The 23,666-nt window shown below is 37.3% G+C and carries 30 protein-coding genes; 10 read left to right on the forward strand and 20 right to left on the reverse strand.

All coding sequences use genetic code 11. The features are described 5' to 3' along the window. Positions 1–11 precede the first annotated feature (11 nt). Positions 12–1,613, forward strand: a complete 1,602-nt coding sequence (locus AS180_RS03275; protein ID WP_025911325.1) for a PucR family transcriptional regulator — start codon at positions 12–14, stop codon at positions 1,611–1,613. Between the two features lie 305 nt (positions 1,614–1,918). Here AS180_RS03275 and AS180_RS03280 read toward each other — a convergent pair whose 3' ends face one another. After that, entirely contained in the window at positions 1,919–2,230 is a 312-nt protein-coding gene (locus AS180_RS03280; protein WP_025911324.1) for an MTH1187 family thiamine-binding protein, read from the reverse strand. Between the two features lie 109 nt (positions 2,231–2,339). After that, entirely contained in the window at positions 2,340–3,509 is a 1,170-nt protein-coding gene (locus AS180_RS03285) for a C40 family peptidase (protein WP_025911321.1), read from the reverse strand. A gap of 423 nt (positions 3,510–3,932) precedes the next feature. Between AS180_RS03285 and AS180_RS03290 the strand changes: the two genes are divergently transcribed. Then, positions 3,933–5,630 carry a catalase gene (locus AS180_RS03290; RefSeq protein WP_025911319.1) on the forward strand — a complete coding sequence of 566 codons (1,698 nt, stop codon included), beginning with the start codon at positions 3,933–3,935 and terminating at the stop codon, positions 5,628–5,630. A gap of 61 nt (positions 5,631–5,691) precedes the next feature. Here AS180_RS03290 and AS180_RS03295 read toward each other — a convergent pair whose 3' ends face one another. Both AS180_RS03295 and AS180_RS03300 read right to left on the reverse strand, forming a co-directional pair. Further along, on the reverse strand, positions 5,692–6,090 hold the full coding sequence (locus AS180_RS03295; RefSeq protein WP_225002376.1) for a hypothetical protein: 399 nt from the start codon (positions 6,088–6,090) through the stop codon (positions 5,692–5,694). Positions 6,091–6,396: 306 nt separating this feature from the next. Then, positions 6,397–7,734 carry a sodium-dependent transporter gene (locus tag AS180_RS03300; protein WP_025911316.1) on the reverse strand — a complete coding sequence of 446 codons (1,338 nt, stop codon included), beginning with the start codon at positions 7,732–7,734 and terminating at the stop codon, positions 6,397–6,399. Positions 7,735–7,916: 182 nt separating this feature from the next. On the opposite strand from AS180_RS03300, the gene AS180_RS03305 reads away from it, so the two are divergent. After that, complete coding sequence (locus AS180_RS03305) at positions 7,917–8,369, forward strand: hypothetical protein (protein WP_025911314.1); 453 nt, start codon at positions 7,917–7,919, stop codon at positions 8,367–8,369. Positions 8,370–8,394: 25 nt separating this feature from the next. Here the strand turns inward: AS180_RS03305 and AS180_RS03310 are convergent, their stop codons facing one another. Next, positions 8,395–8,820 (reverse strand): DUF6843 domain-containing protein, encoded by a 426-nt coding sequence (locus AS180_RS03310; protein WP_061786392.1) that lies wholly within the window; start codon positions 8,818–8,820, stop codon positions 8,395–8,397. A 178-nt stretch (positions 8,821–8,998) separates the two neighbouring features. On the opposite strand from AS180_RS03310, the gene AS180_RS23095 reads away from it, so the two are divergent. Further along, positions 8,999–9,139, forward strand: a complete 141-nt coding sequence (locus AS180_RS23095) for a hypothetical protein (RefSeq protein WP_175384183.1) — start codon at positions 8,999–9,001, stop codon at positions 9,137–9,139. Between the two features lie 51 nt (positions 9,140–9,190). Here the strand turns inward: AS180_RS23095 and AS180_RS03315 are convergent, their stop codons facing one another. The 9 genes from AS180_RS03315 to lepB form a co-directional block, all read right to left on the reverse strand. Further along, entirely contained in the window at positions 9,191–9,607 is a 417-nt protein-coding gene (locus AS180_RS03315) for a DUF350 domain-containing protein (protein ID WP_081801912.1), read from the reverse strand. Then, positions 9,600–10,892, reverse strand: a complete 1,293-nt coding sequence (locus AS180_RS03320) for a glutathionylspermidine synthase family protein (protein WP_035321296.1) — start codon at positions 10,890–10,892, stop codon at positions 9,600–9,602. Before AS180_RS03320 ends, AS180_RS03315 begins: the two co-directional genes overlap by 8 nt. A gap of 2 nt (positions 10,893–10,894) precedes the next feature. Then, a complete protein-coding gene (locus tag AS180_RS03325; protein ID WP_025911357.1) occupies positions 10,895–11,191 on the reverse strand; it encodes a hypothetical protein in 297 nt (98 codons plus the stop codon). Between the two features lie 12 nt (positions 11,192–11,203). Continuing rightward, the gene (locus AS180_RS03330) at positions 11,204–11,650 is read right to left on the reverse strand and encodes a hypothetical protein (RefSeq protein ID WP_035321291.1); all 447 of its coding nucleotides are present in this window, start codon (positions 11,648–11,650) and stop codon (positions 11,204–11,206) included. A gap of 625 nt (positions 11,651–12,275) precedes the next feature. Further along, on the reverse strand, positions 12,276–12,743 hold the full coding sequence (locus AS180_RS03335) for a hypothetical protein (protein ID WP_025911306.1): 468 nt from the start codon (positions 12,741–12,743) through the stop codon (positions 12,276–12,278). Positions 12,744–12,839: 96 nt separating this feature from the next. Beyond that, on the reverse strand, positions 12,840–13,079 hold the full coding sequence (locus AS180_RS03340; RefSeq protein ID WP_025911304.1) for a hypothetical protein: 240 nt from the start codon (positions 13,077–13,079) through the stop codon (positions 12,840–12,842). A 316-nt stretch (positions 13,080–13,395) separates the two neighbouring features. Continuing rightward, positions 13,396–14,289, reverse strand: coding sequence for a sulfite exporter TauE/SafE family protein (locus AS180_RS03345; protein WP_025911303.1), 894 nt, complete (start codon positions 14,287–14,289; stop codon positions 13,396–13,398). 243 nt (positions 14,290–14,532) lie between these two features. Continuing rightward, positions 14,533–15,636: an oxidoreductase gene (locus tag AS180_RS03350; protein WP_025911301.1), complete on the reverse strand. Its 1,104-nt coding sequence runs from the start codon at positions 15,634–15,636 to the stop codon at positions 14,533–14,535. 82 nt (positions 15,637–15,718) lie between these two features. Further along, complete coding sequence (lepB, locus tag AS180_RS03355; protein ID WP_035321281.1) at positions 15,719–16,273, reverse strand: signal peptidase I; 555 nt, start codon at positions 16,271–16,273, stop codon at positions 15,719–15,721. Positions 16,274–16,613: 340 nt separating this feature from the next. Here lepB and AS180_RS03360 point away from each other — a divergent pair, with 340 nt between their 5' ends. Next, the gene (locus AS180_RS03360) at positions 16,614–17,276 is read left to right on the forward strand and encodes a hypothetical protein (protein ID WP_025911297.1); all 663 of its coding nucleotides are present in this window, start codon (positions 16,614–16,616) and stop codon (positions 17,274–17,276) included. A 76-nt stretch (positions 17,277–17,352) separates the two neighbouring features. On the opposite strand, the gene AS180_RS03365 is transcribed toward AS180_RS03360, so the two are convergent. Next, positions 17,353–18,417, reverse strand: a complete 1,065-nt coding sequence (locus AS180_RS03365) for an undecaprenyldiphospho-muramoylpentapeptide beta-N-acetylglucosaminyltransferase (RefSeq protein WP_025911295.1) — start codon at positions 18,415–18,417, stop codon at positions 17,353–17,355. Between the two features lie 161 nt (positions 18,418–18,578). Between AS180_RS03365 and AS180_RS21500 the strand changes: the two genes are divergently transcribed. Continuing rightward, positions 18,579–18,941, forward strand: a complete 363-nt coding sequence (locus tag AS180_RS21500) for a CHY zinc finger protein (protein WP_076512423.1) — start codon at positions 18,579–18,581, stop codon at positions 18,939–18,941. A gap of 62 nt (positions 18,942–19,003) precedes the next feature. Here AS180_RS21500 and AS180_RS22160 read toward each other — a convergent pair whose 3' ends face one another. Both AS180_RS22160 and AS180_RS03370 read right to left on the reverse strand, forming a co-directional pair. Beyond that, entirely contained in the window at positions 19,004–19,165 is a 162-nt protein-coding gene (locus AS180_RS22160) for a hypothetical protein (RefSeq protein ID WP_156413431.1), read from the reverse strand. Positions 19,166–19,278: 113 nt separating this feature from the next. Next, positions 19,279–19,593: an ArsR/SmtB family transcription factor gene (locus tag AS180_RS03370; RefSeq protein WP_025911292.1), complete on the reverse strand. Its 315-nt coding sequence runs from the start codon at positions 19,591–19,593 to the stop codon at positions 19,279–19,281. A gap of 177 nt (positions 19,594–19,770) precedes the next feature. Here AS180_RS03370 and AS180_RS03375 point away from each other — a divergent pair, with 177 nt between their 5' ends. Next, complete coding sequence (locus tag AS180_RS03375; protein WP_025911289.1) at positions 19,771–20,064, forward strand: putative quinol monooxygenase; 294 nt, start codon at positions 19,771–19,773, stop codon at positions 20,062–20,064. Between the two features lie 186 nt (positions 20,065–20,250). Here AS180_RS03375 and AS180_RS22165 read toward each other — a convergent pair whose 3' ends face one another. Then, a complete protein-coding gene (locus AS180_RS22165) occupies positions 20,251–20,400 on the reverse strand; it encodes a hypothetical protein (RefSeq protein WP_156413432.1) in 150 nt (49 codons plus the stop codon). Positions 20,401–20,581: 181 nt separating this feature from the next. Here AS180_RS22165 and AS180_RS03380 point away from each other — a divergent pair, with 181 nt between their 5' ends. Next, positions 20,582–20,872, forward strand: a complete 291-nt coding sequence (locus tag AS180_RS03380) for a hypothetical protein (protein ID WP_025911288.1) — start codon at positions 20,582–20,584, stop codon at positions 20,870–20,872. Between the two features lie 62 nt (positions 20,873–20,934). On the opposite strand, the gene AS180_RS22170 is transcribed toward AS180_RS03380, so the two are convergent. After that, on the reverse strand, positions 20,935–21,096 hold the full coding sequence (locus tag AS180_RS22170; RefSeq protein ID WP_156413433.1) for a hypothetical protein: 162 nt from the start codon (positions 21,094–21,096) through the stop codon (positions 20,935–20,937). Positions 21,097–21,304: 208 nt separating this feature from the next. Here AS180_RS22170 and AS180_RS03385 point away from each other — a divergent pair, with 208 nt between their 5' ends. Further along, positions 21,305–21,988 (forward strand): DUF4397 domain-containing protein, encoded by a 684-nt coding sequence (locus AS180_RS03385; RefSeq protein ID WP_025911287.1) that lies wholly within the window; start codon positions 21,305–21,307, stop codon positions 21,986–21,988. Positions 21,989–22,025: 37 nt separating this feature from the next. Here the strand turns inward: AS180_RS03385 and AS180_RS03390 are convergent, their stop codons facing one another. After that, positions 22,026–22,592 carry a GrpB family protein gene (locus tag AS180_RS03390; protein WP_025911285.1) on the reverse strand — a complete coding sequence of 189 codons (567 nt, stop codon included), beginning with the start codon at positions 22,590–22,592 and terminating at the stop codon, positions 22,026–22,028. 442 nt (positions 22,593–23,034) lie between these two features. Here AS180_RS03390 and AS180_RS03395 point away from each other — a divergent pair. Next, a partial coding sequence (locus AS180_RS03395) for an SH3 domain-containing protein (protein WP_226372920.1) occupies positions 23,035–23,666 on the forward strand: 632 nt, incomplete at its 3' end.

The raw sequence follows: 23,666 nt of genomic DNA on the forward strand, positions 1-23,666 counted from the left end.
GGGGTGGGAACATGGAGTTACAAACATTATTAAGCAGTCGGCCTTATGCTAGCGCATCTGTTGTGGCCGGAAAAAATGGGTTAACAAGAACCGTCCAAAATATTAACATGATGGACGCTCCAGATATTTTAACGTTTCTAAAAGAAGGGGAGCTGCTCGTCACAACCGGCTATCACTTTAAAGAAAAAGAAGAGAACCTATTACAATTGGTTGAGGGCATGGCAAAAAAACAGTGCGCAGGTCTAGCAATAAAAACGAAGCGATTCTTCGAACAAGTACCTTCATCTATTTGCGAACTCGCAGAGAAGCTAAACTTTCCTATCATCGACTTACAAACAGACGAAGCACTTGGTTCCATTATCAACGAATCTTTAAGCTTTATTTTAGATAAAAAAACAAGCGATCTTCAACAAGCGATGATGACTCATCAACTCTTTTCCTCCTATATTCTACAAGGAAACGGTGTTGAAAAAATATTACATTCACTTCAAACGTTATGCGACGCTCCAATTGGGCTATTCGACCTTCACGGAAATTTATTGTTTCACACAGAGAAAAAAGAAGAAAAAGCATCAGCTTCTTTAGAAAAGATCGCCGTTCAGATAAATAATTATTTTCACCTTAAAGCCAGCTATGCTACGTTTTCTATCACAAAAACAAAACAAGAACTCAGCTTATTTTTAATTCCTACACATACACACAAGAGCAACTTTTTAGTTATTTATCGCAGCATGTTGCCAAACGAATCATCCTTATTAACAATTGAACAAGCAGCGAATGTACTTTCCTTTGAAATGATGCGTCAACATGCTTTAAAAGAAGCAGAGCGCCGAAAGAAAAATGAATATTTCCATCAACTAACTCATGATTACTTCAAAAATATAGATGAAGCCACTTATCACGGAAAGCAGATTGGACTTTCTCCTGACAAAAAGTACATTTGTGCTGTTGGGAAAATCCCATTACAGCATTATACATACACAGATAGCGAAATGATTTATGAGCTCATCGAGTACGAATTGTCAAAACAGCCTATTCCAAGCTTATTATTCACACAGGATAATCGCTACGTCATTTTATTTTTCCCTGATAGTTACGATAAGCATCAGTTTATCGCAAACCAGCTCATCCTTATTCAAAAGGTTGTAAAAAGACATTATAAACAAAACGTATGCTTCGGAATAGGAAACCAAAGCCAGACGCTATTAACCGTGATAGATTCGTACAAAGAGGCCATCGAAGCACTTGAAAACATTCAAATGACCGACCAAGCAGCACCTATTCAATTTTATCAACCAAAACAATTTCGAGAACTTTTAAGACTTATTCCCTCTGCAGACTTGGAAGAATATCACGAAAAAGCGCTGGAAGGACTTCTTCACTACGATCGAAAAGACCAACCTATTTTATTAGACACGTTATCTACTTACCTAAACTTAAATTGTCAAATATCAGAAACAGCCAAACAGTTATTTATTCATAGAAACACCGTTATTTATCGAATTGAAAAGTGTGAAGAAATATTAGGGAGGTCGGTTCATACACCGGAAGAAACGCTTCGACTACGAATTGCGTTTCAAATCCACACTCATTTACACTCTAACTTTATTTAAAAAACTGAGCTCTTACATCCCTGTAAGAGCTCAGTTTCAGAGTCTTTATTAATTTATTCAAAAGATTCCCTTCTAGATTATACCAATTTAACTAACTCAGATTTTTTACAGTTCCAACTACTTCAAGCGGCACTAAAATCTCTATTTTATTTCCCAAAGGAGAAAAAGCAGAACCAGCATACTCCTTTACGTTTAACGGCTCGCAACTAACAAAATTTCTGTACCATGATGAAATGCATACATACTCCTTGTTACCATCTTCTTGGTAAACAAGTAACAAAAAAACTAGCAGCTGATGGTAGCTGCTAGTTTTGATTCATTTTTAATTCAACAGCCTTTAATTTACCAGCCATTGTATGCTTTTTATCTCGTCGATCATCGATACGCAAGTTAGTACACACTCGCTCGATTCCATTTTCAAACGGAACTTCATGTAGCTCTTGAACAATTTTCAACAAAAGACCAAGCTCACCTTCAATAAGCGTATTCATGGGAGTTAACTGATACTCTACCTCCTCTTTGTATTTCTCTAACACTTTCTGAATATCCGCTACGTATTGGCTAACGCTGGGCGTTTTAGTCCCTACCGGTATAATCGTTAAATCTACAATCGCCATATTACTTCTTCCTCCTTTTTCATGTTTATCATACCAAAAAGAAACAAAAGTCATACTTGTCTTGTTTCAATGACAAAAAAGAGGATAGTATATTATCCCCTTTTAAAACTTATAGATAACGTTTCGCACCTAAATAACGAGGCTGCCAGTATGAGTTACTCATAGAGCTAATCATAACACCTTTAGATGATGATGCATGAAGGAACTGACCTCCACCTAAGTAAATTCCTGCATGACTTGCACCCGGCTGATATGTTTCAAAGAATACAATATCTCCTGGGCTCGGTGTGCTAACACGAGTTCCTGTGCTGTAGATACCCGCAACTGTACGCGGTAAGCTAACTCCTGCAGCGTTACGATATACATAGTTTAAGAATCCACTGCAGTCAAATCCACTTGGAGAAGTCCCTCCCCATACGTATGGTGTTCCCACGAAACGTTTCCCATATGAAGTTACTTTTGAAGCACTAGAGCTTGATGGCGTACTAACGCTTGGCTTAGACGTAGTGTTGTTTGAACTTGAGCTAGAATTTAATTTGTTCATCGTAGCTGGCCCTGCAATTCCATCTGCTGACAAGCCATTTGCGCGTTGGAACGAGCGAACTGCACTTGTTGTAATTGAACCGTAGTATCCCGTTACGTTAGCAGAGAAATAACCTTTATTTTTTAATTTTTGTTGCAAGCTACTTACTGATGAACCAGACATGCCCGAACGTAATATAGATGATGTACCCGTTGAAGTAGAGCCTGAACCAGCGCTAGTTCCACCATTTTTCAGTTTATTAAGCGTAGCTGGCCCTGCAATTCCATCTACTGACAGACCATTCGCACGTTGAAAAGCCATAACTGCATTTTTCGTAATTGACCCAAAATATTGAGTAGTATTTCCCTTGAAATAACCTTTGTTTTTCAGCTGCTGTTGTAGAGATTGAACATTTGCACCTCTAGAACCAACACGTAATAAAGTGCTAGATGTGCTAGAAGAATTAGAACTACTTCCTAACAGTTTACTAAATGTATTTTTACCGGCAATTCCATCTGCAGCTAATCCGTTCGCACGCTGAAAGTTCATAACTGCGCTCTTTGTAATTGTTCCATAATAATTTGTAGTTGTACCGTATGTAAAATAACCCTTGTTTTTTAATTGTTGTTGTAATTGTTTTACATCTGAATTACTCATTCCTGGACGTAAAGTTGTATCACCTAATGCCGCTTCACTAATTGTTGGTACTACTGTTAAAGATCCACATAATGCTAAAGAATATATTAACTTTTTCATAGAAAAGGTTCCTCCATTGTCATAATCTACTAATCTAAGACGTTTACATTGTAACAACACTGTATTACAAAATAACATCACCAATATTACATTTTTGTTACAAGAACCGACATTTTTCTTCCGTTTCTATGCCTACAGAATGACATTTTCAGTACTTTATAAGTATATAAGATTATTTAATTAACTTTATTTTACATTTAAATTCCTTTTCGGAGGGTAAGATTGGTTCTAAAATCACCGTTAACATTATGTTTATATTTCAATTATTTTTTTGTATAGTTCGTCATATTTTTACCAAAAGCTGAAACTTTTTTGTGTTTTTTTCGTTTATGCACCTTTTCAAATGAAATAGATGCATAAAATGATAAAACATGGAAAAAATAGTTTACTGTAATAACTTAAGCTGATTGGAGGAATACGTAAATGTCTAACAAAGACGGAATTCACGGTACGAACGTAAATGGCGCCGGTGATTCTGAAGATAAGCGATTTACTGAAGGTGAAGATGAACAAACATTAACAACTCGTCAAGGACACCCCATTCGTGATAACCAAAACAGTCGCACAATTGGAAATCGCGGCCCTGCTACTTTAGAGAACTATCAACTAATTGAAAAACTTGCCCATTTCGATAGGGAACGTATACCAGAACGCGTAGTTCACGCTAGAGGAACCGGTGCTCACGGATACTTTGAAACATATGGAAAACTAGGTGACGAACCTGTAGAGAATTATACGCGTGCAAAAGTTTTTTCAGGAGCAGGTAAGCAAACTCCTGTGTTTGTACGTTTTTCCACTGTTACTCATGGAAAAGATTCTCCAGAAACGATGCGTGACCCTCGAGGATTTGCAGTTAAATTTTACACAGAGGATGGAAATTGGGACTTGGTGGGAAATAACTTAAAAATCTTTTTTATTCGGGATGCAATTAAGTTCCCTGACCTTATCCACTCATTTAAACCAGATCCTGTTACAAACAGACAAGATACGGAACGAATTTTCGATTTCATTTGCCAAACGCCTGAATCAATGCACATGATTACCTTTTTATTTTCTCCATGGGGGATTCCAGCTAACTACCGTCAAATGCAGGGCTCAGGAGTTAATACATATAAGTGGGTAAATAAAAATGGGGATGCTTTTTTAGTTAAATACCACTGGGAGCCAAAACAAGGTATTAAAAATCTTACTCAGAGCGAAGCTGAAGCTATTCAGGCAAAGAACATTAGTCACGCTACGCAAGATTTATATGAGGCAATTGAAAAAGGAGATTATCCAGAATGGGAGCTTTGCATGCAAATTATGGAGGATGGCGAACACCCTGAACTGGATTTTGACCCTTTAGATGATACAAAGATTTGGCCTGAAGATCAATTTCCGTTTCTACCAGTTGGGAAAATGGTCCTTAATAAAAACCCGAATAATGTATTTGCTGAAACCGAGCAAATATCGTTTGGAACTGGCGTGTTAGTAGATGGTCTTGACTTCTCTGATGACAAAATGCTTCAAGGTAGAACGTTTTCTTACTCAGATACTCAGCGTCATCGCGTTGGTGCAAATTACTTGCAGCTGCCGATCAATGCACCAAAAAAGCATGTAGCAACAAATCAACGAGATGGCCAAATGGCTTACCATGTGGATGAGGCACCGACCCAAAACCCTCATGTTAACTATGAACCTTCGCTTTTAGGTGGCCTTAAAGAAGCAACAGATAGACCTAAACCTCATCAACCCAAAGTAGAAGGCCATCTTAAAAAAGAAAAAATTGAACGTACAAATGATTTCAAGCAAGCTGGTGAGCGCTATCGTTTACTAGAAGAATGGGAGCGTAAAGATTTGATTCAAAACCTTGTGGACGGGCTTAAGCCTTGTCACCAACATATCCAACAGCGTATGATCGAGCTTTTAACAAAGTGCGACGAAGATTATGGTCGACAAGTGGCAGCTGGCATTGGCTTTACGATGAATGATGATGGCACTTATGATATGGAAGCTGGATCCGAAATCACCCCATCATTTGGGCACTTCCCAATTGAAGGGGGTTCTCCTTTAGGAAGTAATAAGGCTTCTGATGCTGTACAAGAAGCTGAACAAAAAGGACACGATGCCCACCCTTATTAAACATATTTCAACAAAAACAGCCCCCCTACTAGCAGGGGGGCTGTTTTTGTTCGAAACGGGATTACCATTTTACAGCAAACACGCGGTAGTCATGTTTTAGCTGTGGCGCATTGTACGGTTCGCCATATAAATATCCTTCGCACACCATTGTCGGCTGTAGTGGTTCAACCCACTGTTCAACCTCTTTCGCTGTGCCATTTGTTAAAATATAAACACATTCAGAAACTGGTCCATCATTGTTAACATGATCGACTTGTAGTACTTCCACTAACACATCTTGGACACACGTTTTATTCTGAATTGACATAAGCGTACGATACGTAAGACCGGTTGGCAGCGTAGCTTTCACTCGAAAATGCAAACTATTTTCGTCAAAGAAAGACGCTAATGAGACAATTGGTAACGTCTTATTTTGTTCATACGCTTGAGATAGAATCTTGACCAGAACTTCCTCACTCAAGACGATCCCTCTTTCTAAAAAACGCTTCATCACAACACATGCGAACATTGTCTAATTATGCTCATAGGATATTATACTACCACATTTTTTAATAACGTGTACTATTTTTTTTGAAATTCAAATAGAATTTGTTACCATCTACTTCTTTCTACTCCCCACAACTCTAGCAATTATTAATAAAACAAACAGCAAAACAAATACTCCGACACCAACAAACATCTCATATAAGAAATTAACCACCTGCGTGTCCCCCCTTTTACTCATAGCAAAAAGAACGCCGTCAAAACAGCGTTCTCTCGCAACTTATCAAAGAAAGCCTAACATATTTACAAATACAATGATGATTAATACGGGAGCTACATAGCGAATGACTAGTAACCAAAGCGCAAACCACTTTTTCACATTGTTAGAACCTTGTTGAAACTCTTCAATTAAGACAGCTTTTTTCATTTTCCATGGTACAAATAAAGCTAAGAGCAAACAACCTAACGGCATTAAAATATTACTTACTAAAAAATCGGCAGCATCAAAAATTGATTTACCAAAAATCATTACGTCTGCTAGCGGTCCAAACGATAGTGCTGAAGGAATACCAACAATAAAAATTAATACTCCAGATATCCATGACAACTTAATACGTTTACCAGATTTCCCTTTTGCTAATGACGCCACAATAATCTCAAGCATAGAAAAAGCAGATGTCAATGTTGCAAATAAAAATAGCGCTAAAAACAATGTTTGGAATACTAGTCCAAAAGGAAGTTGTTCAAAAATTGTAGGTAAAACTACAAATAACAGCCCAGGTCCTTCTGCAGGCTCTCCTCCCATTGAAAAAACTGCTGGAAAAATTGCAAGGCCAGCTAATAGAGATATGACAATGTTTAAACCAGCAATAGACACTGCAGATTTCGGCAAGTTCTGTTGCTTCGTTAAATATGAGCTATACGTTACCATTACGGAAACACCCACACTTAATGAAAAGAATGCCTGACCCATCGCAAATAAAATAGCTTCAGACGTTAAGTTTGTAAAATCTGGATAAAGAAAAAACTTGACGCCTTCCATTGCGCCATCTAATGTTAAAGATCGAATAATAATAGCAATAAAAAGTACAAATAATGCAGGCATTAAAATATTGTTTGCTTTTTCAATTCCGTTTTGAATCCCTCGAGATACTACGATAATTGTCAGGAGTAAAAATACAAACTGTGCAATTACAGCGCTTGTTGGATTAGCAATTGTGTTACCAAACAATGTACTATAGTCTTTCACTCCACTGAGTCCACCTGTCACGCTGGCAAATAAGTATTGTAAAATCCAGCCGCCAACTACACTATAAAATGATAACAAAATAAAGCACGTAATTACGCCTAGGTAGCCAATTCCTTTCCAGATGGATTTGGGCGCTACAGCGTCATAAGCACGAATTGCTTCTTTTTGCGTATTACGTCCTAATACGAACTCTGCTAGTAGTAAAGGAAGACCGATAATAGCTGTAAACAGAATAAATAGAAGAAAGAACGCTCCTCCCCCACTTGTACCTGCTACATAAGGAAGCTTCCAAATAGCTCCAATTCCGATAGCGGAACCAGCCGAAGCTAAAATAAAGCCAATTTTTGATGTCCATTGTTCCTGTTGACTCATCTCATCTCACCATTCTCTATATTTTTTCTGATTTGTCATACTATATCACACAACTTTGGTTCCGAAAAGGTTTTTTATTGTTTTCCTGTAAAAGCTATGGTATGAATAATATAGAGAGTAAACGTTTAAAGTAAAAATACTCTTTACTTTTTCTAAAAGCTTTACAATTTGAGGTACAAATGATGACAAATCAACAAGAAAACAAAAAAGAATGCTTATATAAGTTTCATGATTTTATTTTAGTTCAATGTCCAAGCTGTCAACTTTGTGCTCGTATAACTTCAGTTAGCCATATCAATGGGTTACATCAGTGTGAATGCTCAAACTGCGGTTATGATGATAGTGCTTCACATAAAATGGAAATTTCTTTTGAATTTAAAGAAGGATTCGATCCCTTTTTCAACTTGCCTTTGTATTTAAAAACATCTTGTCCAAATCATTTGCTATGGGCATATAATTTAGAACACTTACAATACATTGAATCCTATGTTAAAGTCGGCCACCCAAGGCATATTCCCGAGCCCGATTTGTTCCATGTTTATGTTCCTAGCTGGGTTACAAGCAGCGAAGATCAAAAAGAAGCGCTAGCTAAAATTGAACAGCTCAAATTTAGTGTTTTTCATTCCGAAAAGTAGCCAGCACTCATAGCTGACTACTTTTTTAGTTTGATTTATATTCCCTTCTGTAATCACCTGCTTTGTCAAATTCATCTGCGCTTCCTACAAAGAAAAACTCAATTGTATGATTGGTATTTTCTGTCCCTTCCGTTGCGCCATGAATCATTTTTCCTGGTTTTAACTCTTTTCTATCGCCACCGTCGCTTACATAGTAATATTTATTCGTAGCCCATCCTTCATGCGTCAGTAACGTTTTTGTTCGACTTCTGCCGTTTTGGTCAATATGAAAAACTGTATATTCCCCTTCCATTTCCGTAGGTTGCCCGTTATCTTTATCATATTCAACCGCCACCCAACCTCTATATCCATCGGGAATTAAATAGAGGCTTGGCCTAGCTGTTTCATTTGAACGACTGCAACTTATTAATAGCATCATTGTAAAGCTTAACAACAAAAATCTCTTTTTCATTCATTCACCCTCTTTAATTTATTCAGTATAAAAGGCTGTATTTAGTGTTTGTTTTGAATATAAAACTATGCGAACGAACACGAGAAAAATATATGCTGAATGATAATTTCTACAGAGAATTATTTTTATTATTTTTTCACATAATAAAAGTAAGACTTTTAATTGTGGAGGAAAGCACATGGGCTATTTGTTTTTATTTATTTTGCTGTTTGTGATTCCTTTTTATATGCAGCAACGAATTGTTCAAGCCGATCGAGCTCGTACAAAAGAGCTTCTTGATGCTGAGCAATCCAAAGTACCAAAAAGCGATTCCCCTTAATCAAGGAATCGCCTTTTGTCTATCGTTCATTCTTTAACATTTCAGCTAACGTTAATAAGTTAAGCTTCCCGCAACAATAAAGCCAACAGCAATCGCAGCAGCAAACAGCGTAAAACCAACGGCAATATTACCTTCTTCAACTTTCTTTGCCAAGTTTGTTTTAGGTGTCATAACGTATTCAATAATCCAATAAGCAATCACCTGTGTTACAATTCCCACTATGCCCCAAACAGCTGCATCAACTAAGTTAAAGCTATTGCTCCAAACCGTGTAAATAACAATTGCAAGACCAATTCCTTTTCCCCATAACTTAAGTGCCACGGCAAGGTTTCCTTTTCGAATAAGTTCACGGTCATTAAACTTTGTTGTTAATTCAAATACGATAATTCCAAGAAATAACAAAAGTAAACCTACAACTACGTGAGCTAGAAAGCTACCAATACTTCCCCATTCAATCCATTCAGTCAACGCCATTTTTTTCATCCTCACTTTCATTTTTTAATCCAATTGGCAAATAATAAGATGCATTATCAGTAATTTGATTTCCCGCTCGAATACCAACTGCACTCGGCCTTCCATTTAGTAAAAAGCAACCATACATAATATGGGCTGTTTGTTTTCCTTTCTCTGTGACAATTTCTGCTATGTCAAGTTCTAAGAATTGTTGATAAACAGGCACTTCATCTTCATACGTTTTTTGTGCGTCCTCAGCCACTTTTTTACCTGAACCTTCATATATTTCAACCGTATCACCTTCTCGACCAAACGAAGGCTTTTTTACATAAGGCTTTTGACTTTTTATAAAAACATCTTCTTCTAAATATGTAGGTAAGAAATAAGTATAAATCCATTCATGCTCTTCTTTTGTAAAAAACGGATGCTTCTGCTCATACAGGCCCCAAATCACAACTTGAATTGCTTTTGATTGCAATAAAAAAGCAGATGGCGGATTGATAATTGCGAGTTGTTTATCTTTGACAAGCTTTAAAAGCATCTCACCAACGCCTTCATCTGTAACTGGATCTCTATCGTTCACTAAGTGTTCAATGGGATACGTTTGTCGATAAAGAACGTCAATTTTCTGCCCGGTCGTATCATATAGTCCTGACTCTAAAATAAGCTCTCCTTGTTCATGTATTGGCTTATCTACAATTCTAAGCTTATCTAACGGTTCATACCTTGCTTTTACATTGGCTTGTTCCATTAAATACATTGTTGTCCATTTGTCTTCTTCATGGTCACCATGGGATGAAAAAACAATATGCGGATACGTCGTCTTCCCAAGCTTTTCATAAGCTTTGAAAATGGCTTCTTTTAATACACGAGATAAATGTTCTTCTTCTTTTTGATTAGGATCATGTAAACCAAACTGCTTGCAAACACGACGATTCACGTGGAATAATTCTTTAATGAAGGTAGGAGTGTCCGCATTTAACTCCATCACTTTGATACCAGATTCGTTAACGATGAAATCAATTCGAGAAATCACAGTTTCTACCTCCATGGTCTGAAGCCGAATATAAGGTAAAACTTCTTTTGGAAATCCTAATGATTGCAACGTTTCGTCGTCAAGCGCTCGTAAAAGATGAGCTGTTTTAAAAAATACATGCCCCACTCGATCTGCAGCGGTTTTAACCTGCTTAATTTTTTCTGCCTTTTCGACTTTTATATCGTATAAAGCGTACTCTTCATCGTATAAATCATGCCAAAACGAGTCGATATTTTCATAGAATTGTTTGCGTATATCGGTCATGTTTATCCCCCAAAACCACCTTTAGTCCCTGATCCAATTCCAGATTTATAAGATTTATAGGATGAGTCACTTGTTAAGGATTTTTTAGAGCTATATGTTTTTCCATTATGATAGTAGTGGCCTCCACCAGTTGTACTTGATGAGCTATCACAATAATATGTTTGAGTATCTTCATCCCAATCCCAGTCTCTACAGCTGTCATCATCCGGTTCAGGAGGGCGATTCGACCCGCAGCCAACGAGTGAAGTAACCATTACAGTGGTTAAAACGCCAGCCATCATTTTTTTTGTTTTTGACATCTTTCTTCCTCCTCAATACTTAACTCCTGTTTCGGTGACATATAGTACATATACTTTTCGGTCTTCATCAATTTCTGCTGAGTCCCGCTCCCATTCTCGACCGTTGAAATAACTATAAACAGTGCCTAAATATGAGAGCACTTCAAGGTGATTGGAGAGGGACTTGATTGTAAGCAACGGGTGATTACGATACGAATTCAGTTCTCGAATTTCAAGCGTTAAATATTCGCTATCACTTTCCTTCTCCTCTTTAGGAGCATGCTCATATTCATCAACGTAGATTACATGAATATCATCTTCAAAAGCAGACGAACGCTGCTTATAGGTAACACCTTCTTTTACGAAAAATTCACATTCCCTCCGAGCAAGCACTTGTTCTAGTTCAATAGACTCATAATGATAAATAGAAGTATATGTTTCATTTAATTTCAATAGACGGTATTCCAACAAACTCTCCATCTTTTTTCACCTCCGTTTGTGACGATTGTGTGACATTACACCATTATATACGCGACGCAAACATGAAAGTTTCAAATTTTTAACAATATTTTCTCAAAAAAATCGATTCAGCTGTCTGAATCGACTAGATATCATTGATTTTAATATGATCATTTCATATGAGCCTTGTACTAATAATGTAATAACTTAATAACCTACAGCACCTACCTAATAATAACAAATTCTGTAATAAAAAAAAGTACAAAACTTACTATTGCGATAAGAAGCCCTCTCTCAATCTATACAAAATCTCGTTAAGAATTTTGTCAAACTAGTACATGTAACTTACAAAAAAGAAACTCGGACGTAACTACATGGTTCCTTTTCACAGACGAATCATGACTGTTCTAACATCGTTAAGTTGTAAAAACAAGTTCGTTCCATTGCGCTGCAGACACTCACTTTCTGCGGGAAGTCGAGTGTCTTACGCTCCATTCCACCCTGTTTCCAATATTGTTTTCACAACGAACAAAAAACCTGAACGATTAAAAGTGAGAAACTCTCAATCGTTCAGGTTTATCATTGGCTGAATTACTTATGTCCCAGCCTCAAATCATTGACTGAAACACTTATGCCCCAGCCCCTTTTACTCTTTGCTACCTCTCGATATTAGTTCAAAACCTCCGCTAAAAGGGTCAAAAGCATACTTTAACACTTGCTCTCCACGCGCAACTGTAAGTAAATATTGTCTCTTTTGAGAATTCTGAGGACCATTTGCTTCATACACTTTATCACCTTCCATAAATTGAGATAGAAGAAGCTGTTCTCGCTGGGCGAGTATATCTTTTGCCTCTTCGTAACTATATAATGGAAGGTTGTTTGTATAAATAACTGGGACAAATACTAACACAATAATGGCTGCTGTAAAGAACCCTTGTCGAGCTACTCGCATCATTCGGTTCGGTCGCTTTGATAATAAAATAGCAGCTGCTATTACAGCTATAAGCGGGACAATATAAAATTCTACCAATGGGATATTGGCAAATACGGATCGATTAATTCCTAAAACAATAATTTCGATTGCTGCTACAAGAACTAGAATAAAATAAACCACAAACTTCTTTCACACCTTTATATTCCAATGAAGATTATATAATCTTCATTCGGTCATTTTTATCCTTATTGTACCATAGCACTACTAAATTAAGCATTATCTGATAAATGAAATTCGATCACTAGGTTGTAAAACTTCTACATGTTCTTCTACGCTCTCTGGGTATTTAATTCCTTGTCCTGTATTTAAGCAAACTATGTGCTCCGTTCCTTTTAGCCACCCACTCGCTTTTAGTTGTCTCACCGCAGCAAAGGTCGCTGCCCCTCTAGCTTTAGATGCATCATATTTCTTTTGACATTTTGGACAAGATAACGATTCTACATAGCTAAACGGCATATCAATAGCTCCTTTCTTTTATAAGGCAATATATACATGAAGGTGGGACATAACAAAACAAGTTTTCAAAAAGAAGAACAACTCCTTTTCTCATCTCTTTACGTTGTCAGAATACGTTTGTTCGATTGCGCTGCGGGATCTCAGTTTTCCCTCTCTTTCCCGCAGGAGCTAAGTGTCTTACGCTCCATTCCACCCTGTTTCCAAAATCTTTTTCACAATCAACAAAAAACCTGAACGATTAAAAGTGAGGAGCCCTCAACCGTTTAGGTTTATCATTGGCTGAATTACTTATGTCCCAGCCTCACTCTTTAATTATTTACCACTTTATTTGCAAGGTTTCCCGCTTCTTTTTTTCTTTTTGACCTCTTCTTAACGCTAACGTGATGGAAGCAGCCCAAACAATTAAAATAAACGCATAGATAGCTGTTTGCATAGGAGTAGAAACAGAGCTAGACATTAAAAGAGTTCGTGCATTAGTCAAAATAATAAAGCCACCTACCAACGCCCCTAATAAATGGGCTGGAATAATTCGTACAAGCCAAGCTGCGATTGGCGCTGCAATAATTCCACCAATCATTAAAGCAGCTACCCACATCCAGTTCACTTGTTCCCAACCAAGCGAAATTAAGAATCCTAAAGTAGCTGAAACCGCAATAGCAAACTCACTCGTGTCTACTGTACCAATAACTTTACGAGCACTCAATCCACGTTTTGTTAATAAAACTGGGGTAGCAATTGGTCCCCATCCTCCTCCCCCCGTAGCATCAGCGAATCCCGCTATTAACCCCAAAGGAATTGATTGTTTTGCAGATAATGGCTTTGCTTCCCTTTCCTCACTCACTTTAAAAATAAATAAAAACCGAATTAAAACGTAAACCCCTAATAGCAGTAAAAATGTAGAGATATAAGGCTTTACCATATCACCTGGTATGTTACTTAAAAAACACGCTCCAACAAACGCTCCAATTGACCCTGGAATTACTAAGCGTAATACGGTTGTCTTATCAACATTTCCAAATCTAATATGGGAAGCTCCTGATGCAGCAGTCGTTACGACCTCCGCTAAATGAACGGATGCAGATGCAACAGCAGGTGCAATTCCAAATGTGAGTAATAGCGTGGTTGATGTAACTCCGTAAGCCATTCCTAACGATCCATCAATTAATTGAGCGAAAAATCCGATAATTGCAAACGTAAGTAGTTTTTTCATTTTTTTATTTCCTTACCCTTTCATGATGATAAATTGTTTTCTTTTATAGTTAAAGTCCTTTTTGTATTTGGGTAACAAAAAAAGACTCCTAACCTATTGTTAGAAGCCTTCGGTTTTTCCGATCAGCCCACTCATTGCTAGCTACAGTATATTCAGCTTTTATGAGATGGTTTCATTTTAATTCAAACTATTCCTAGAAGTCAACTATGTTTTTTGAAAATCATAAATAATGATTTCTCTTTTTTAAAGTTCCTCCAATAAATCTTCAACCTCATTACTATCTAATTTTTGATAAGCTTCAACTTCTTCTAATTCAGGAATCTTTCCATAGAATGGCTCTTCGCTTCTTCTTACTTTTTCCACCCAGTAAGGATCTAGATTTAAAGCTTGTTGAATCGTTACCATTGATAACTTTCCTCTAATTGCCTCCTCCACTTGTAAAGGTGTAAATAAATTTCCTCCGCTAATAATGGGAATGCGCTGATTTACACGTTTAATAATCGCTGGCACAACCTCAGCCTCACCCTCTTTATGAGGCGTTGTTTTAGCATGAAAAGATTTGACTTCTAAATGAACATAGTCAACTTTTTCTTCAATTAACTGATCAATCCATACCATGGTATCATCTACCTTATTGCCTCCATATCCCTTTTCCTCCGGAGTCATCGCATAACCAAGTAAAAAGGGTCTATTAGTAGTATTTTTAATAACTTTGGAGACCGTGCGAATAACTTGAATTGAAAAAGATAGGCGATTTTCAGCTGTTCCTCCAAAAGTATCTTTACGATGATTTGCTTGCTTTGAAGTAAACTGCTGTAAAAGATGCCCGCTTCCTCCTTCAATTTCAACCCCATCAAAGCCAGCTTGAATAGCACGCTCGGTTGCACGAGCAAATGCGTGTAACGTATGATCTATTTGAGGTTCATTCAGTTCTTTTGGTTTTTTTCCTTTTCTACGAACCGCCACCCTGCTAGGAGCAACTGCTTTGTCCCCAACTTTTAAATACTCAGCTGACAAAGCTCCACCATGAGAGATGCGTAAAATCGTTTTAACCTTCATTCTTTTTGCCATGGCTGTAAATTCATGGAGTTTTCTTGCTACATAATCTCTATGAATCCCTAATTGACCATCCATTGTCTTTCCGCCTTCTTCTATATAAGCGGGGCCTACTATCACCATGCTAACATCCTTGATTCGCTCTCGATAAAAAGCCATATCTTTATCAGACAACTCTCCATTTTCATGAGAACTCTGCGTAAATAAAGGCCCCATAACAAGGCGATTTTTCATTTCCATTCCGTGGACAAATTTAAAATGTTTAAATAATTTTTCATATGAGGCGTTCAAAGGTTTCACACCCTTTTTTCTTTTAGCTTGGCTTTTATTTCAATCCTTTATGACGATTTATCACATAAAAAAGGAACGTTATTTAGTAAACGTTCCTTACGTCCTGAATGGGGTAGAAAACAAATTCTGCCTTTCCTACTACATCATTGATGTTAACATTCCCTAATCCATTTCGACTATCTTTGCTATATAATCGATTATCACCCATTACAAATATTGAGTCTGAAGGGACCTTAATCGGGCCAAAATCTCCGGTTAACTGCATTTGTAAGTATCGAGCCGCTTGTAAATTACGCTCTAAATACGGTTCTTTTACTTTCTTATCATTAATATATAGTTCATCATCTTTCATTTCAATTTTCTCTCCAGGTAACCCAACTACTCGTTTTACATAATGCTTAGCTTCTCCGTTTCCATCAACAATGATAATATCTCCACGTTGCAAATCATGGATAGCGTAAGACAATTTGTTAACAAACAATCGTTCCCCATTTTCTAGCGTCGGGTTCATCGAAGCTCCTTGGACTATATATGGGCCAAATATAAAAGTACGAATAATATATATAAGTGCAATTATGCAGACTAAGGACTTAAACAGACTTCTCAGCTGATCACTTGTCGTCTTTTCAGTAGCCATGTTTTGAACTCCTTTATTGAAACATTCATTTGTTTTATTATTTTCTTCTTTACACATTTATTCTCATTACATAGTAGAAAGACTAACTTACATAGTAAAAAAATAACCCCTAATTTAACATTAGAGGTTTCCATTACGCAAGTTACGTCTTTACCCCTCTTATTATATCATCATGAAGCTAATAGAGACTAGCTTTTACATATTCTTTATCAAATTGTCATTTTTTTATCATACTTCATCATATTGCCTAATGAGGTGATAAGTAAAGAATAATGCATAATTTACTCTATCTGTTAAAAGCTAACCAATAACAAACAATCAGATGAAAGGAGTAATCGACATGAGAAAAATCATCCTTCTCTTAACAACATTAATGCTGTTTTTCACCTGTACCTCTACCTCATGGGCTGCTGAAGAACCACGCTTTCAGTATCGCTATAACTATACCGAGTTAAGAGAGTTTTTACATATAAATAGTAAAGAATTTAAAAAAGAATGGAAAAGTGGCACGACGATTGCTCAAATGGCCGAAAAACGAAATATTAATGAGCAGGAACTTCTTTTATTTTTAGCGGATAAGCAATTTTCTCAGCTTGATCGGGCTCTTCAAAAAGGGGAAATTGATAAAGATTTTTATCATAACTATTCCATGACGTTAATGCGCGATAATATCTTGTCCTTTATTCATGCCAATGATCACAAATCTACCGCTAAGAGAATAGATAAACCCATTAAAACGTTAGCAGGAAAAACAGCACATTGGCGTGGCAAAGTAGAATTTCTAAAAGAAGAAGGCGAAGTTAAAAGCTATACCACCGTGCAACCTATTCAAAAAGAAAATGCCGAACAGCTTCTTTCTGTTGATACGGTATTAAGTAATAACCTTAAAGCTTATGACGTAAAAGACAGCAGCCAAGTAACAGAAGACATTACGTTTGCCATGATTGAAGTAACATGGGAAAAAGAAGGCAAAAAGCAAAAAGAAACGATTGTTGTAAAGTAAACCCATCAACTTTCCCATAAAAAAATCAGCTCCTTATTATAGCAGCTGATTTTTTTTGGTACTTAAATTACATGCTTTAAATTTGATTTATCTCTTTCACTAACACAGAAATAGCGTCTGTTTTTGTCGCTTCACGCATTGTACGCTTCATTTCACTTGCTTGTTTTTGAAGAAGCTCTAATTCTTGTAAAAATGTTTCTTTTGTAATCTGCTCTTCTTCTAAAACGGTACAGTAACCTTTCTTTTGAAAGGCTTTTGCATTCAGGATTTGATCTCCTCTGCTTTGCGCTTTAGATAAAGGAATAATCATCATTGGCTTATGAAGAGCTAAAAATTCGAAAATAGCATTAGATCCTCCGCGCGTAATGACGTAATCAGTCGCTGCTAACACGTCAGGTAGCTCTTCGTTCACGTACTCTAACTGGCGATAGCTCGGCAAGTTAACTAAGCTCTCATCAACGTTGCCTTTTCCACACAGGTGTACAATTTGGAACTTTCTTTGAAGTTCTGGAAGCGATTCACGAACAACTTCATTAATTTTTCGCGCACCTAAGCTTCCACCCATGATTGTAAGAATTGGCTTTTTATCATAAAAGCGGAGCCAGCTTTGACCGTTGTTTGCTTTTCCGTGAAATAATTCTCGACGAATCGGCGAACCCACAACCTGCACTTTTTCTTTCGGAAAATAAGCAGCTGCTTCGTCAAATGATGTGAAAATTTTTGTTGCAAAACGCTGAGCGATTTTATTTGCCAGTCCCGGAGTTAAATCACTCTCATGAATAAATACTGGAATATTAAGCGACTTCGCTGCCATAATGACAGGTACCGTTACAAATCCACCTTTAGAAAACACAAGCGAAGGTTTAAGCTTTTTTAACACTCGCCTTGCGTCTCCTACACCTTTAACTACTCGAAAGACGTCTTTTACATTTTCCATATCCACGTATCGACGAAGTTTCCCACTCGAAATCGCATAATACGGAATATCTAAGTTTGTAATTAATTCTTTTTCAATCCCATTATGAGAGCCTACATAGTGAATATCCCACTTCTCTTGATCTAACTCTTTCATAATAGCAATATTGGGAGTAACGTGGCCAGCTGTTCCCCCGCCAGTAAATACAATTACGTTCTTACTCATCTTATTTCCTCTCTTTACACTGCATTTCACGCATTTTTAATTTTCTATTCATTGAAAGATTCTTTGCCTTTGCCTTTATATAAATGATAAAGGCTTAACGCATTTATTATAACACCTTCTATGTATATATACTGTTTAAAATCCAAACGATGCTCAATTTCATGATACAATTATCATGTTTAGCTTTCAAAAAGGATGTGATTCTCATTAAGAACGTTAAAGGAAAAACAATCGACCAAGAAACGCGTTGCGTTCATTATCATTCCGCTAAAGATATTATTTCAATAAAATTTTATTGCTGTGAAGACTACTATCCTTGCCATCGCTGTCATGAAGAAACAGCAGATCACTCAGCTAAAGTTTGGCCTCAAAAGCTGTTTAATACAAAAGCTATCCTCTGTGGTGCATGTCATAATGAGCTAAGCGTTACTGAGTACTTATCTTGTAAATCACGATGCCCACACTGCCAAGCTGCTTTCAATCCAGGATGTAACTTGCATATTCACCTCTATTTTGAGGTCTAAGTGCTTCATTCATTAAGAAGAGTTTGGGACATAACAAAATGATTGCTTCTAAGAGACGAACACTAGCTGTTCCCATCTCTTTGGTTTGTCTCCACACGTTCGTTCCATTGCGCTACGGCCACTCGCTTTCCGCGGGGAGGAACCTGAGCTTCCTCGCTGCGCTGCGGGATCTCAGTTTTCCCTCTCTTTCCCGCAGGAGTCGAGTGTCCTACGCTCCATTCCACCCTGTTTCCAACATTGTTTTCACAATCAACCAAAAAACCTGAACGATTAAAAGTTATGAACTCTCAATCGTTCAGGTTTATCATCGGCTGAATTACTTATGTCCCAGCCTCTTTTATAGTAACTCTTCGTTAACGTTAACTACTGCTGAGAGCAAACCTGGAAATAGCTCCTCTAGATCTTCTATTCGCAGTGAGTAAAAGTGCTGTGTTCCTTCAATTCTAACCTTGATAACTCCTGCTTCGCGCAGTACCTTAAAATGGTGGGATAGCGTTGATTTTGATACATTAAGCGTCTGATAATAAGAACAGTGACTCTCCTTTCTTTTCCCTAAACATTGTACAATACGCAAGCGATTTGGATCACTCAAAGCATGTAAGATAGACGTTAAACGAATTTCAGATTTGGATGGTTGATATGGATTTCTCATACGTAAAAGGTATCACATTCTCATACCTCTTTTCAATGTTTGATAATCTCCGAACTTTAATGCTTGCATGGCCACTTTTCAAGTGATATAGTGTTCATTGTTCGATGGTTTTCGAACTAATAAGACTAACGTTTTAAATACGACTAAAAAACCTTTTCATTTTAGGAGGAAATAAATATGATTACCATTCAAGCTTATATGAAAATTAATCCTGCAAAGCGCGATGCTTTTTTAGAAGCTATTCAAACATTAATTAAACATTCTACTGAAGAGGATGGAAACGTGAGCTATCAATTATTTGAAGACGCATTTGAAAAAAATTCATTTGTAATGCTTGAACAGTGGAAAGATGAGGCTTCTATTCAAGCTCATAATCAATCTGCTCACTTTGTATCGTTCGTTCAGTTTGCTAAAGATGGTGTGTTAGTAGCTCCTTTAGAAGCAAAAACTTCATTTTCTAAGCCCGAATAATTCAAAGCACTTTGAAAGTATGAGTCCAGCCAAGTTAATGGATACGCAACTGGTCACAAACAGTAAGTTCTATTTATAAAACGATCTATTATCCTGAGGTTCGCGCCATGTTAGAAAAGCATGGATTTCAGTTCAATGTAAAAGAGTTTGGGACATAACAAAATGATTGCTTCTAAAAGACGAACACTAGCTGTTCCAATCTTTTTGGTTTGTCAGAACACGTTCGTTCCATTGCGCTACGGCCACTCGCTTTCCGCGGGGAGGAACCTGAGCTTGCGGGATCTCAGTTTTCCTTCTGTTTCCCGCAGGAGTCGAGTATCCTACGCTCCATTCCACCCTGTTTCCAACATTGTTTTCACAATCAACAAAAAACCTAAACGATTAAAAGTGAGAAACTCTCAATCGTTCAGGTTTATCATTGGCTGAATTACTTATGTCCCAGCCTCTTTTTCCTTTCTTTTTCCAAGTTCTATGCCTATAATAGTCATAGTCAATTATTAAGAAGGTGATTAGCGGTATGATTATTTTAAACGTAATACAAGTGGGAACGTTTCTTTTACTATTCGTTGCTTTTTTATGCTTATTCTGGACAATTAGACGCCCTAAACCTTGGAAAGGAATTGCACTACTTGCGAGTTTTTTCGTTTGTTCTGCTCCTTTGCTTTATGCTCTATACGATGAATCCAAACATAACTATTTAGATGCAAATATTGGGCTGGGATTAGCCTATATCTTCACTTGGGGATTAACTACGTTGCTTGCAGTTATTGCTCTATTCCGCACATTTTTCTTACGCCCTTATCGCTAAAAGGGCCCCCTAACAAAATGAGTTTGGGACATAACAAAATGATTGCTTCTAAAAGACGAACACTAGCTGTTCCCATCTCTTTGGTTTGTCTCAACACATTCGTTCCATTGCGCTACGGCCACTCGCTTTCCGCGGGGAGGAATCTGAGCTTCCTCGCTGCGCTGCGGGATCTCACGTTTTCCTCTATTTCCCGCAGGAGTCGAGTGTCCTACGCTCCATTCCACCCTGTTTCCAACATTGTTTTCACAATCAACAAAAAAAACCTGAACGATTAAAAGTTATGAACTCTCAATCGTTCAGGTATAGTAGAGGCTGAACTACTTATGTCTCAGTCTCATTTTTTCGTATAGTTGCTTTTAATTTGTATACGCTAATAGTTGAACAGTTTCCTTACATACAACTGTCTCAAGATGAAATGAGGAGTGAAAGAACATGAAACGACTATTAGTTATACTTACGGCGATTATGCTGATTGCCATAAGCCGCACACTTGTATTTGCTTCTGAAACAAAAGCGCCTAACGAAGCAGTTCCTGCAAAGAATGCTGATGTTCGCATCGTACATGCTTCTCCAGATGCGCCTGCAGTTGATATCTTCTTAGATACAAAACCCGTTGTTGAAGGTGTTAAATTTAAAGATACTACGGATTTTTTACAAGTACCTGCTGGATCACATGAAGTAGAAGTTTATGCAACTGGTACAAAAGGAACAAAAGAGCCCGTAGTAAAAGCAACGCTTGTTGTAGAAGGTGGAAAGTCTTACACGATTGCTGCTATTAACAAAGTAGATATGTTAGAACTAAAAGCAATCTCCAACAATACGGTAGGAACGCCTGATAAAGCAAAAGTTCGTGTTGCTCACTTTTCACCTGATGCTCCAGCTGTTAACGTTGGACCAAAAGGAGCCGCTCCACTGTTTACAAATTTAGCATTCAAAACAGTATCCGACTACCAGACTCTTGCTCCTGGTGCTTATGATTTAAGCGTAACAACCGAAGATGGCAAAGAAATACTTGGACTTCCAGGTACTAAAGTAGAAAATGGTAAGAATTATACGGTTTTAGCCGTGAATACTGCAAGCCAACTTGAAACAATTATCTTAGAAGATACAAAGTAACGCTTAAAAAACCAGCGCGTTTTTGCGCTGGCTTTTTCTATTTTATATCTGTTGATTGCAAAGTTTTAGAAGAAACATACGCTTGAATATAAGCCTGTTTTTCTTCCATATATCGCTCATAATTATTCCAGTATGAAGATGCAAGTTTGTTTTTAAGGTCTATATACCCTTCCTGTAGCCTTTCACTTTTCTTAAGTTCATCTTGAAACGCTAAGCAGCCATCCCAAAAGGCTGAATCAACGGCCGTTACGTACAGATGAGCGTGTTGAATATGAGTTGGTATTGCACAGTAGGAGTCATTTTCCTTTATATATTTTGGATAATGCGACAAAGAAGCCTCATCTTTTAGAGCAATAAATATATTCATTTCTTCTATATAAACATATGGGCCATTTTGCAATATCTCAATAACTGACGTTAAGTCCTCAGAACGTTGAATACCTATTAATACATCGATAATTGGAGAAGCCGACATATTAGGGATAGCTGTACTTCCAATATGCTTAACTTCAATTGAAAAGTCTTTAAGCATTGAGGTTACCTTTTCTTTTTCAAATGCATAAAGAACCGGCCATTTTGTTTCATAATTCACAAGTTCAACCAATGATCTCCACCTCTCTTTAGCTTTCTTTATAATTTACCACTAAATTAATTAAAAATAAATAATTTTCTAATAATTATTTTTATACAATTTCCTCTTTCAAAAATTTTATGAAAATTGACCATTTCATTCTGAGCAATGTGGACTAAATTATTAATAAATACTCCATTTACTTGTTAATATTCCCTTATATATGCTTCTTTTTTTTATGAATTAAAAGTTAACGCTAAAGCACTCTCCCTTTTTATCTTCCATTTGTTTAGGACAAATTCATTATACCGTCACCGTTCGACATGTAGTATGATGGATAATGTAGGTAACTTAAGAGAAATATAGTTTTACCTTGAATTTTTGGTTAAGTTGCCGATATATGCTTTGAAATCCATTTTATCTTTAAGTAAATTTAGTAGAATGCAAGGAGGAAAAGATGAATAATAAACACATGATGTATGCAGTTTGTACAACTGCTGCTCTGAGCTCTTCGGCTCTTTTTTTTAATTTAGAAGCTGAAGCCGCTCAACCAGCGACTGTTAATGCCACATCATTAAACGTGCGGGCAATTCCAAGCACAAGTGGGGCAATCGTTGGCAAGCTGTATAAAGGAAACACAATTAATGTATTAACAGAACAACAAGGATGGGCAAAAATCCAACTTAATGGCAAAGACGCTTGGATATCAAGTGAATACATAGAGAAAAAAACATCACCCACAAATGTTGTTTCAAAACAAGCGACCGTGAACGCTAGCTCTTTAAACGTTCGCTCTGCCGCTAGCACTTCAGCTTCCATCGTTACCAACTTGCCGCGCAATGCCAAAGTCACCGTGATTAAAGAAAACGGAGACTGGTCACAGATTAAAACGAGTAACGGTAAAACTGGCTGGGTTGCCAACAAATACTTAGCCGATGTGAAAGCCGATGCACCTAAAGATGAAGGTACGTCTGTTTCCAAACAAGCGACCGTGAATGCTAGCTCTTTAAACGTTCGTTCTGCCGCTAGCACTTCAGCTTCCATCGTTACCAACTTGCCGCGCAATGCCAAAGTCACCGTGATTAAAGAAAACGGAGACTGGTCGCA

The sequence above is a fragment of the Priestia veravalensis genome (assembly GCF_001457055.1).
Taxonomy (GTDB): Bacteria; Bacillota; Bacilli; order Bacillales; family Bacillaceae_H; genus Priestia; species Priestia flexa.

What these genes read in the sequence shown, in the direction of transcription:
- AS180_RS03300 (WP_025911316.1), bottom strand. Translation starts at nt 7,734, where the DNA reads ATGAGTCAACAGGAACAATGGACATCAAAAATTGGCTTTATTTTAGCT.
- AS180_RS03325 (WP_025911357.1), bottom strand. Translation starts at nt 11,191, where the DNA reads ATGTCAAAAACAAAAAAAATGATGGCTGGCGTTTTAACCACTGTAATG.
- lepB (WP_035321281.1), bottom strand. Translation starts at nt 16,273, where the DNA reads ATGGCTACTGAAAAGACGACAAGTGATCAGCTGAGAAGTCTGTTTAAG.
- AS180_RS03340 (WP_025911304.1), bottom strand. Translation starts at nt 13,079, where the DNA reads ATGCCGTTTAGCTATGTAGAATCGTTATCTTGTCCAAAATGTCAAAAG.
- AS180_RS03360 (WP_025911297.1), top strand. Translation starts at nt 16,614, where the DNA reads ATGAGAAAAATCATCCTTCTCTTAACAACATTAATGCTGTTTTTCACC.
- AS180_RS03280 (WP_025911324.1), bottom strand. Translation starts at nt 2,230, where the DNA reads ATGGCGATTGTAGATTTAACGATTATACCGGTAGGGACTAAAACGCCC.
- AS180_RS03290 (WP_025911319.1), top strand. Translation starts at nt 3,933, where the DNA reads ATGTCTAACAAAGACGGAATTCACGGTACGAACGTAAATGGCGCCGGT.
- AS180_RS03385 (WP_025911287.1), top strand. Translation starts at nt 21,305, where the DNA reads ATGAAACGACTATTAGTTATACTTACGGCGATTATGCTGATTGCCATA.
- AS180_RS23095 (WP_175384183.1), top strand. Translation starts at nt 8,999, where the DNA reads ATGGGCTATTTGTTTTTATTTATTTTGCTGTTTGTGATTCCTTTTTAT.
- AS180_RS03345 (WP_025911303.1), bottom strand. Translation starts at nt 14,289, where the DNA reads ATGAAAAAACTACTTACGTTTGCAATTATCGGATTTTTCGCTCAATTA.
- AS180_RS03285 (WP_025911321.1), bottom strand. Translation starts at nt 3,509, where the DNA reads ATGAAAAAGTTAATATATTCTTTAGCATTATGTGGATCTTTAACAGTA.
- AS180_RS03365 (WP_025911295.1), bottom strand. Translation starts at nt 18,417, where the DNA reads ATGAGTAAGAACGTAATTGTATTTACTGGCGGGGGAACAGCTGGCCAC.
- AS180_RS03375 (WP_025911289.1), top strand. Translation starts at nt 19,771, where the DNA reads ATGATTACCATTCAAGCTTATATGAAAATTAATCCTGCAAAGCGCGAT.
- AS180_RS03370 (WP_025911292.1), bottom strand. Translation starts at nt 19,593, where the DNA reads ATGAGAAATCCATATCAACCATCCAAATCTGAAATTCGTTTAACGTCT.
- AS180_RS03380 (WP_025911288.1), top strand. Translation starts at nt 20,582, where the DNA reads ATGATTATTTTAAACGTAATACAAGTGGGAACGTTTCTTTTACTATTC.
- AS180_RS21500 (WP_076512423.1), top strand. Translation starts at nt 18,579, where the DNA reads ATGATACAATTATCATGTTTAGCTTTCAAAAAGGATGTGATTCTCATT.
- AS180_RS03320 (WP_035321296.1), bottom strand. Translation starts at nt 10,892, where the DNA reads ATGACCGATATACGCAAACAATTCTATGAAAATATCGACTCGTTTTGG.
- AS180_RS03310 (WP_061786392.1), bottom strand. Translation starts at nt 8,820, where the DNA reads ATGAAAAAGAGATTTTTGTTGTTAAGCTTTACAATGATGCTATTAATA.
- AS180_RS03275 (WP_025911325.1), top strand. Translation starts at nt 12, where the DNA reads ATGGAGTTACAAACATTATTAAGCAGTCGGCCTTATGCTAGCGCATCT.
- AS180_RS03330 (WP_035321291.1), bottom strand. Translation starts at nt 11,650, where the DNA reads ATGGAGAGTTTGTTGGAATACCGTCTATTGAAATTAAATGAAACATAT.
- AS180_RS03305 (WP_025911314.1), top strand. Translation starts at nt 7,917, where the DNA reads ATGACAAATCAACAAGAAAACAAAAAAGAATGCTTATATAAGTTTCAT.